A 2921-nucleotide genomic window follows, 5' to 3' on the forward strand; every position below is an offset into this window, starting at 1 on the left:
CGAGCGGGCGAGCGGCGCGGGGTGCCGCCGGGCGTCACTTCTCGACGAGCACGACCTCCTCGATCGGCCGGGTCATCCGGACGGTGCCGCCGGTGACCTCGACCAGGTGCTGCAGGCCGCGGATCGCCTTCTCCTGCTCGGGCACGTGGAACTGCTCGCCCTCGCCCGCCAGGTACGCCGGGAAGCCGTCCAGCGCGGGGCCGAACAGCCGGACGTAGTCGGCGAGTCGGCGGAACAGCTTGGGCAGCAGCACCTGGTGGTCGGTGATCGAGGCGAGGTCGTCGACCTTGACGCCGTCGGTGGTGAGGTCGTACTGCCAGACGCCGCCGGGCGCCTTGTCCGCGCGCGCCTGCCGGGCGACGGCGGCCAGGTCGACCCGCAGCACCTCGGGCAGGTTGCTGTAGAAGGTGGGGTAGACCAGCCCGCGCGCGAGCAGGTGGTGGTTGGCGGTCCGCCGCAGCAGGTCCACGGTGACGGTGATCCGGTCGCCGCTGCGCGTGTCGGAGGGGAGCCCGCCGCGTCCGACCAGGCAGACGGCCCGGCCGAAGGTGTCGGCGCCGCTCGCCAGCACGTATCCGGGCACGGTCTCCGGGGTCGAGGCGGTCACCTTCTCGTCGGCGTTCTGCACGACGCCGGTGAAACCGAGCCAGGAGATCAGCTCGTCGCGGGCCGCGTGCGCGCCGAGGCCGAGCGGCTGGTGGACGGTGCCGGGGCCGACGCCCTCGTAGTGGGTCTCCAGCGCGTCGATCGCGTCCATCCGGACGGTGCCGCCGCCGTGGCTGTTGCGCTTGACGCGGTGCGGGCCCGGCACGTCGTGCCAGAAGCCGGGGTCCTGCGGGGTGAAGTGGACGGTGTCGCCGTCGGGTTGGCTGTCGAGGATCCGGTAGGTCCCCTTGATGACGAGCATGGACACGGTCGCCTCCGCTGGCGGGTCGTCGGGCGCTGGTGGACTGATGGACCGGCGGGCCGCTGGGCCGGTGTGCGGCGGGCGGCCCGGGTGAACGGGTTCCGGCGGGCTCATTCTGGCCGCGGGAGGCCGCGCGGTGCGGGAACAGGCCGGTGAACAGCGGGGGCGCGTTGGCGGCAGGGGGCGTGAACCGAGCGAAGCCGGGCGGGTGAACGGTGGTCGCGCGCCCTCTACGATGAGGCCATGAGCGGGAGCCTCCAGGTATCAGGTGCACATCCGTCGCAACAGTCCGGCGCGGACGAACGGCTGGACGTGGCCGCCGGCATCCTCGCCCTGCTCGCCGACCGCACCCGGCTCGCGCTGCTCCAGCGGCTGAGCGAGGGGGAGGCGGACGTGACGACGCTGACCGAGGCCGCCGGCGCGGCCCGCCCTTCGGTCAGCCAGCACCTCGGCAAGCTGCGGCTGGCCGGGCTGGTGTCGGCCCGCAAGGACGGCCGGCGGGTGGTGTACGCGCTGCGGCACGGGCACCTGCGGCGGCTGGTCAACGAGGCGCTGAACGTCGCCGACCACCAGATCAGCGGGCTGCCGCCGCACGACTGAGCCCGGCGAGCGCGCCGCGCCGCCGCCCTGCCTTCGGCGGAGGGGGCGGTTTTTTTGGTTAAAGCGTGCACATGTATGCACATGTTGCCCTATTCTGAAGGAGTGGGCGGCCCGCCCGGGACGCCCCGGCTCGCGCCGAGTCCGAACGGAGTCCCTGATGCTCTCCGTGCTCCGCAACCGCACCTACCGGCACCTGTTCACCGCCCAGGTGGTCGCCCTCGCCGGCACCGGCCTGGCCACCGTGGCGCTGGGCCTGCTCGCCTACGACCTCGCCGGGCCCGACGCCGGCTCGGTGCTGGGCACCGCACTGGCGATCAAGATGGTCGCCTACGTGGGGATCGCCCCGGTCGTGTCCGCGCTGGCGCACCGGATCCCGCGCCGGCGCCTCCTGGCCGCCGCCGACCTGGCGCGCGCCGGGGTGGCGCTCGGGCTGCCGTTCGTCGGCGCGGTCTGGCAGGTCTATCTGCTGATCTTCGTCCTGCAGGCGGCCTCGGCGACCTTCACCCCGGCGTTCCAGTCGGTGATCCCCGACGTCCTGCCCGAGGAGCGCGACTACACCCGGGCCCTGTCCCTCTCCCGGCTCGCCTACGACACCGAGAGCCTGGTCAGCCCGGCCCTGGCCGCCGGACTGCTGGCGCTGGTCGGCTACCGCTGGCTGTTCTGGGGGACGGTCGCCGGCTTCCTCGCCTCGGCGGTGCTGGTCGTCTCGGTGGTGCTGCCGGGCGGGACGGTGGGGGACGCACCCGGGCGCGGGTTCGCGACGCGCTCGACGGCCGGGATCCGGCTCTTCCTCTCCGTGCCGCGGCTGCGGGCGCTGCTGGCTCTGGACCTCGCCGTCGCCGCCGGCGGGGCGACGGTGATCGTCAACACCGTCGTCTACGTCCGCGACCAACTCGGCCGCCCCGCGAGTGACGTGCCGCTCGCGCTCGGCGCGTACGGCGGCGGGTCGATGGCGGTCGCGCTGCTGCTGCCCCGGGTGCTGGACCGGGTCGCGGACCGGGCGGTGATGCTGCCCGCCGCCTTCGCGATCGCGGGGCTGCTCGCCGCCCTGGCGGTGGTCGGCACGGCGGGACCGGCGGCGGCCGGCGGCGGATGGCGCTGGCCCGCGCTGCTCGCCCTGTGGGCCGGGCTGGGCGCGGCCGGCTCGCTGATCCTCACCCCGGGCGGACGCCTGCTGCGGTCCGCCGTGCCACCGGCCGACCTGCCCGCCGCCTTCGCGGCCCAGTTCTCCCTCTCGCACGGCTGCTGGCTGCTCGCCTACCCGCTGGCCGGCTGGCTCGGCGCCACCGCCGGCCTCCCCACCGCCACCGCCGCCCTCGGCACCCTCGCCCTCGCCGCGGCCACCCTGGCCACCCACACCTGGCGCACCCCCACCCCGGCGCCGTCCCGCCCCCGCAGCCCCCGCCGCACCCCC

The 2921-nt window shown here is 75.3% G+C and carries 3 protein-coding genes; 2 read left to right on the forward strand and 1 reads right to left on the reverse strand.

Annotation, left to right across the window (positions count from 1 at the left end):
- Window positions 1-34: 34 nt before the first annotated feature.
- A complete protein-coding gene (locus ABD308_RS01015) occupies window positions 35-907 on the reverse strand; it encodes a nuclease (protein ID WP_344323712.1) in 873 nt (290 codons plus the stop codon).
- Between the two features lie 243 nt (window positions 908-1150).
- On the opposite strand from ABD308_RS01015, the gene ABD308_RS01020 reads away from it, so the two are divergent.
- Together ABD308_RS01020 and ABD308_RS01025 are read left to right on the forward strand one after the other, a co-directional pair.
- Entirely contained in the window at window positions 1151-1507 is a 357-nt protein-coding gene (locus ABD308_RS01020; RefSeq protein ID WP_344323548.1) for an ArsR/SmtB family transcription factor, read from the forward strand.
- A 157-nt stretch (window positions 1508-1664) separates the two neighbouring features.
- The coding region (locus ABD308_RS01025; protein ID WP_344323562.1) for an MFS transporter at window positions 1665-2921 on the forward strand (1257 nt) is incomplete at its 3' end.

Source organism: Kitasatospora putterlickiae (assembly GCF_039527695.1).
GTDB classification, from domain to species: Bacteria; Actinomycetota; Actinomycetes; order Streptomycetales; family Streptomycetaceae; genus Kitasatospora; species Kitasatospora putterlickiae.